Here is a 6,735-nt window from a genome sequence, read left to right as displayed (position 1 = left end):
GCCCGACTGATTGAGGGAAGTCGCAAAAAGCTGCCACGGGAGCATCGCGCAAAATGTGGACACCGCGTAGGGAACATTGCCCGCGCTGGGCTCGTTCCCTTTCCCCAAAAGCAGTCCGAACAAGACGCTGAAGATGCCGGTGGTCATAAGGGGCTGGATGATGGCCCAAGCAGCACCGAGGAAGGTCTGTTTGTATCTTATTGTAATTTCCCGCCAGGCGAGCGTGAGCATCAGCTCGCGGTAGCGCCACACTTCGCGCAGGTCGAGGGCCCGCCACCCACTGGTGGGACGGATGATCGTGACCGGCACGTCTTCCGGCAGAGAAGCTGCCGCAGCTTGCGAGGCGGGCTGCCCAGGGACGTCCTCCTGCTCGCCCAATTCCAAGGATTCCGTGGTCAATTCATCGGCAACCACGGCGGTGTCCTCGGCAGGCAGAGAGTCCGACTCTGGCAGACCGTTTTCGGCGGCCAGTTCGTCGGGAATCGAATTGTGGGCTGTGGGATCGTTTCGCATGGGTTCCTTGATCCGGCAACCTGGAATGCAGCGTACTGCTCGTAATGGCGACGATCTTCCGCCTACCAGGTCCTCTCCATTTCGGCCAGTTTTTCCAAAGTTCGCCGGGCAAAATCGAGGCCGTCGTCCTCCGCCCTGCTGTCGGACCCCGGCAGGTGGAACATCACCTTAACCAGGGGCGGCCGGGATTTCTGGCCTCGGTACCGCCAGAAGAGTCGCCGGACGGCGTCCCGGTCAGCGGCAAATGGCCCGGCCAACTGATAACAGTATAGCACGGTTGCCGTCTGTTGGCCGGTTTCCTTTTCCAACGTGAGGATACGGATTGTCCCGGTTGTGCCGTCGGAAAGATTGAGCTGGACGTCGCGGGTTTTTCGGACCCTCCAGCCCGTGCCTCCGTAGCACAGTTCCGGGGGATGGGGAAGGGAAAAGTCGGTGTGAGTGAAAACGGCCGCATGAAGGCCGACGAACCGCTCGGCCGACTGGCGATATGTACGGTTGAGCGTCAGTTCCGCCCCGACGACCTGGAGAACTTTCTCATCGACCGGGTCATCTTCACCTTTCCAGGGACCGAGTTGATACGGGAAGCTGAGCAGTTGGTCGCGGTTGGGCAGACGGACCTCACTCGGCACCGCCTGGGATGCCGCCCAGCGAGCTCCAACGCCCACCAGAATAAGCGCCGCGACAACGACGGCGACCCGTACCGGCAGGCTGATATTCAGCAAAATCTTTTGCTCCGAGGGCTTGCCGGTTCTGTCTTCAGGCTTGGGGCTGCGTGCCGAAACGAGTACGGGGATGGATTTTTTCTTCCGCGGCATGTCAGTGCGAAACCTCCTGCTTAAGGTGGAACTGTGGGGATGTCGCCGGCTGGGGTGGGTTGTGCAGCACTTGTTTGCGTGTATGGCCGTTCCCGTTGCCACCGCCTGTCCATTCATGCGCCGCTCCGTCAACGCGCTTGACGATGTGGGTGGGAATCGTCGTCGATTGCGACTGTGTCGAGAACCCAACACCGTGCGTACCAGCGAGTTCATAAAGGCGGGCCTCAAACGGGTCGGCCAGAGACAGGACAAACTCCACATCCCGCTGGAACGTCTCACCCTGACGCAGGATGACAGCCTCGATCTTGCCCACTTCCCGGTTGTGCACCCATAGTGGAATAACATGATGGCTGAGCGGCTGTTGATGGAGGTCCGCGGGAAGACCGCTTCTCTGCCATTCTCCCACGTAGTTTTCCCGCAGATGCGAATCATTCAGATCGATACGGGCATAGACGAGGTTGTACTGGGAAGCGGGCTGGGTAAGCTGTTCCCAGAGGTGTTGCCACGTTCCCCGACCGCTCAACTGGAGTCCTTCACAAACACAGTCATTCTGTCGGGAAAAGGCCCGTTTTAAACGGCGTCCCACCTTGCGAAGAGCCGCCCAAATGAGGCGACATTCTGCCCGGCCAAAAAGGCCCGTGGCGACCAGTCCGACAAGCATCGTGGTGCCGCATCCCACGGCAAGCAAGTCATTTCCGACAACAAGGGTGGCAACCGCCGCACAAGCCATGGAGAATGCCAGCACCGTGACGAGAAGAAGGGCACGCGTATTATTCCCCAGCTTTTCTATGAATTGGTGATGGAGGTGGAATCTATCGGTGCTGTAGATGCTTCTCCGAGAAAGTTTTCGCCGGACAATCGCCGCTGCGGTGTCGAGCATGGGAAGCGACCAGAGAAGGAGCACCGTCGCCACCATGAGTGTACTGGGACCTTTGATCGACGCCCGCACGGCGAGGACACCGAGGATCAGGCCGATGAACATACTTCCGGCATCGCCGAGAAAAATTTTCGCGGGCGGCAAGTTGAAAATGAGGAAGCCAAGAATCGCGGCAGCAAGAACGATGGCAATAAACGCCACAGCAAAGTGTCCGGTGAGGCAGGCCATCAGGGCAATCGTCACGCTGAAGATGACACCCAAAGTTCCCGCCTGACCGTCCATACCGTCCAGGAGATTGATGGAGTTGATCGTCCCTAAGAACCAGATAACGGCAATGAGCGGGCCGAAATCCCCCAGAGTGACGGATACTCCGAAAATATCGGCCCGATCGAAGCTGTAACCACCTCCCACCACGAGCACTGCCGCAAGAACCTGTGCCAGAAGTTTGTATCGCCCGCGGAGATTGAAGCGGTCATCGTAGAGCCCCACTCCCACAAGCCAGCCGGAGGCGAGCAGAAGGACGAGCAGGTCGTTCCAATCTCGCTGAATGTGAAACCCCCAGGGATTGGGCAGGAGAAAATTCGCCGCCAGAACAAAGCACAGCGCGAGGAAGATTGCCACGCCACCCCCAAGTGGTGTGGGCCGGGCGTGAAGTTTTCGCCGGGCATCAGGATGGTCCAGCAGATTGATCTTGGGCGCCAACCAACAGAGAAACGCTGTCAGAACAGCACTCACGAACAACGCCGCTGCGGCGCTGACCCCAGCATAAATAACCATTGGTTGCGTGATCATCGTTGCAAATCCTGGAGGTTTTCCCCGATTAGCTCACCATGTCGCCGCGGCTGTTTTCATTTTCCTCGCCGAATCTGGCCAGAGCTCATCGTGAATGAGACAGCAAGGCCTCCGATTGCCCCGTAGTTTTCGCTCTACCAAGTGATAAGGCGTCGCCGAGATACTAATTGCCTTGTGCAATGAAATAAGAGGTAGCCCCATATCCTACGTGCCCCGTCATCTACAGCCAGTTCCCCCAATACTAATAGCCGAGACCGCCCGAGTATCTGGGGCGATTCATCCCCGTTCCGGAGCGTCCTGGAACTGTGAATCGCCCTCGACAATCGGCGAGTGGTAGGGATACGCGTAGTATACGTCCTCGGCCGAGCCGGTCATCACCGCTCCCAGCACCCGCACATGGAAGCTTTCAAGCACCTGCCGGGCAGCCCGAAGTTGCGGAGCGCGGCTGATGTCTCGCACGACCGACAGGATAACTCCGTCGGCGTGGGTACTGATGAACCGTGTGTCGGCCACCGGGAGCACAGGTGATCCATCCACGATCACGAAATCGAAATCTTCACGTAGTTGTCGGAACAGCCCGCCGATGACTCCGTTGGCAAGCACCGCCATCCGTTGTGGCGACCAGTAGCCGGCTGTCACCACGAAGAGGTGCTCCAGCTCAGTCGGTCGCACGACGTCCTTGAGCGACACCTCCGCCCGGAGGACCTCGCTCACACCCGGGCTGATGGGTATATTGAAGACTTCGTGGAGCGACGGCCGTCGCAGGTCAAAGTCCAGGATGACGGTCTTTTGTCCCATCTGGGCCAAGCTGGCCGCCAACTGGGACGCGAGCGTGGTCTTGCCCTCTCCCGGGACGGCGCTAGTCACCATGATCACCTGCAAGCGTTCGTGCTCCGACTCGCGGATGAGCCTGGCGGCCACCTTACGAACCGACTCGCTGAACAGCGCTCGCCACCGCTGGTATCGGCGTGACCGACCATTTTCCTCGGGAAGCATTTGCAGGGCTCGCGTCGGGACCAGCGGGATTGTGCCCCACACATCGACTCCGACTGCGTGCGGCAACTCGTGGGCGGTGTTGACGGGCTTACGTCGCACGTCCCACCACAGAATCAACGCACCGGGCAAAATGAAACCCGCCAAGCCACCCATTACCGCCAGTTGAATGCGACGGTCCGTATCCGCCACCCGGGGAGCTTCTGCCCGCTGGACTACGGTGATTCGGGGCTTCGCTCGCAGTTCGATGGCCAGCCGGTTGCGTTCTTCAGCAATCGTTTGCAGCGTCTTTCTGGCCAGTTCCACTTCGGCTCGCAAAAACTCCACTTCGATGGAGCCCTTTCCGAACGTCTCTGCCGAACGGCGGACGTTCTCCACTTCCTTCTGAAGCTGCTCCTGCTGTTGTGCGAGGATGGTAAGCTCAAAGTTGATGTTCTCAATTTCCTCGTCCAGATCGCGGACACGTCGCTGCTCCAAATCCTGGCGGATTTCTTCTCGCCGGACCTTGATGCGATTCTGTACGTCGGCCAGTTCCTGGAGATAGCGGTTCCCATACCTGGAAGCGATCTCCGGCCGTACGACATCACGGGTCTGCGCAACCAAATTCTTCAGCTCGGTCTCGCGAAGCTGGAGCTGGAGGATGACCGGATCGGTCCGCGCGGCTGCTTCCACCTCGCGATCGGTTACCGGGATTTGCGCGGCCTTCTCTCGAATGGCCTTCTTGATGGAGAGTTCGCCCTGAAGCCGCAGGATCCGCAACTGAACGTTGATCAGCTCGTTACGATACGTTGAAAACTGCTGCAACGTGATCTGCTGTTTGAGACTCAACGCCTGACTGTCCCCGGTTTCCAGTTGCTGGCTGAGGGACTTCAAATCGTTTTCCAACTTTCGGACGTCGGCCTCTTTTTCCGCATAGAGCTGATCCAGTTCACTCAGCCGCTGGCGTCGTTCCCGTTGCTCAGTATCGACCACCTCCCGCATGTACGCGTCCACGATCGCATTCACGATGACCGCGGTTTCCTCAGGGTGCGTACTTGTGAAGCTCACGTTCATGAATTCCGAATTCCCCGGGAATCTCACGCTCAGGTGCTCGCTCACCCATTGCACCGGGTCGATCTGCTCCCGGATGGAGGGAAGCCTGGCCACCTCCGGCTGTCGCAGAGCCGCCACCAGCACAAATCGGCTGCGAAGATATTCAAGCTGCGTCGCCTTATAGATATCGAAACTCGGCCCCGCGCCCTGTTGCGTGGGAAACAGCACCGACTGAACCGACGAGGAAACGCGAATGAGGGCCGTTGCCGTGTACTGCGGAATGAAGAGAAACCAGGCGGCCGCCGCCGCTCCCGCTCCGCACAGTATTCCCAAAAACGCGACGGCCAGCCACCGCCTGCGTAAAGCGTGGAGATACGCCCCGAAACCCTGCCCTGCTTCCATGGCGGGAATGGGTTGCCATTCCGCGTCCAGATAAATCGGTGCCGCCCCAGACGGCCTGGCCGCCCCAATGCGCTCCTGGCCAATTGGTGCCGGAAGATGTTGATGTTCACTCATGCCTGCTTCTCGTTCCGGTGTCACGTCAGCAACCTCACAGGTGCCGTACCAGTCTCAGTGTCCTATTATGTCCAGCAGAAAACTTGCACGCAACCTTTTGCCTGATGGAATTACTCCAGGGGGTAGAAAAGACCCACTGGTGCAAGATTTGTGCCAAATTCCTTAATGGGACCTGGTCCGTCGAGCCGCAAGACTCTTGGGCAGGGACTCTCCTGTGATTACAGGAGGTGGGCCCTGTTCTGCGGGGATAAAAATCCTGTCCCAGAGGGCCATTTCACCGTACAGGAGGAAGACCGCCATGGGCATCATCAGCCAACCGGCCAGTTCGTGATCCAAATTTGCGCTGGTCAGCCCCCACTCGACCAGGACCGCGGTCAACGTGATTCGTAGGATATTGGCAACGAGGGCCACTGGGGGCGCGCTGATAATCATCAACAGGCGATCGAGCCAGGGGCGATCGCTGAGAAACGCAGCCCCCCAGCACACGGCAAAAAACAGGCTCATCATTTTCAAACCACTGCATGCCCGCACAACTTCGAGCTGTCCTTCGCGAAGCGTGATGACGTTGCCCTCGGCGATAGCGGGGATCCCCAAGGTTTGGATGATAAAAGTGGAGGCGAGAGTTCCCACCCGTTGCAGCGGATGACTCAACAAGGTGGCCACCGCTCCCGGCATGGGCAGCATGAAGACAAGGAACACGCCCGACGGCCAGGCCCAGCGAAGACCTCGCCACCCGAATAAACACAAGACGATCCCCATAAAAGCAGGGATCACCGCCGCCGGATCGACGATCCGCACGTAGTAGAGCACGGAAATCGCTCGCGTGACCCCAGCCAGGACGAGACACAGGACCCCGGCCGCCAGCGCGGATGGAGTGACGGCCAAAGAATTGAAGTCACCGAGAAGTTTGCGCCGTCTCCACAAGAGATATCCCGCGAAAATCGGCACCAAAAATCCATGATGGTAGTCGGCCTCTTTAGCCCATCTCTGAACAAGGACGAGAAGGGCGTCCCAGAAGATGACGACGAGAACAATAAGCAATCCCGCGAAAGCCACCCAGATCCGGAAGTGGGGCGGTTTGTTCACCCCCTGAGCGGATCGATCTTCTCCGGTGTGCTGCATTTTCACGACCTGTCGCTGCACTTCTGTTGCGTTTTCGATCATTTCGTAATTCTTGCTGCTTAACTCAGCCAACCT

General features: G+C 58.7%; 4 protein-coding genes and 1 pseudogene. All 5 read right to left on the bottom strand.

Annotated elements, in window-relative coordinates; all coding sequences use genetic code 11:
- Positions 1–513 (bottom strand): annotated as a pseudogene (locus tag H5U08_RS07685) (hypothetical protein); the annotation flags it as partial.
- Positions 514–575: 62 nt separating this feature from the next.
- On the bottom strand, positions 576–1,328 hold the full coding sequence (locus tag H5U08_RS07680; protein ID WP_297031844.1) for an exosortase C-terminal domain/associated protein EpsI: 753 nt from the start codon (positions 1,326–1,328) through the stop codon (positions 576–578).
- A 1-nt stretch (position 1,329) separates the two neighbouring features.
- Positions 1,330–2,997 carry an MraY family glycosyltransferase gene (locus H5U08_RS07675; protein ID WP_297031842.1) on the bottom strand — a complete coding sequence of 556 codons (1,668 nt, stop codon included), beginning with the start codon at positions 2,995–2,997 and terminating at the stop codon, positions 1,330–1,332.
- A 276-nt stretch (positions 2,998–3,273) separates the two neighbouring features.
- Positions 3,274–5,538, bottom strand: a complete 2,265-nt coding sequence (locus tag H5U08_RS07670; protein WP_297031840.1) for a polysaccharide biosynthesis tyrosine autokinase — start codon at positions 5,536–5,538, stop codon at positions 3,274–3,276.
- Between the two features lie 162 nt (positions 5,539–5,700).
- Positions 5,701–6,735: exosortase/archaeosortase family protein (locus H5U08_RS07665; protein WP_297031838.1), on the bottom strand; the 1,035-nt coding region annotated here is incomplete at its 5' end.

Source organism: Thermogutta sp., assembly GCF_014359955.1.
In the GTDB taxonomy this organism is placed as follows: Bacteria; Planctomycetota; Planctomycetia; order Pirellulales; family Thermoguttaceae; genus Thermogutta.
Note: the sequence above shows the minus strand (reverse complement) of the source record. Positions and strands in the feature narration are given on the sequence as shown.

What these genes read in the sequence shown, in the direction of transcription:
- H5U08_RS07680 (WP_297031844.1), bottom strand. Translation starts at nt 1,328, where the DNA reads ATGCCGCGGAAGAAAAAATCCATCCCCGTACTCGTTTCGGCACGCAGC.
- H5U08_RS07675 (WP_297031842.1), bottom strand. Translation starts at nt 2,997, where the DNA reads ATGATCACGCAACCAATGGTTATTTATGCTGGGGTCAGCGCCGCAGCG.
- H5U08_RS07670 (WP_297031840.1), bottom strand. Translation starts at nt 5,538, where the DNA reads ATGAGTGAACATCAACATCTTCCGGCACCAATTGGCCAGGAGCGCATT.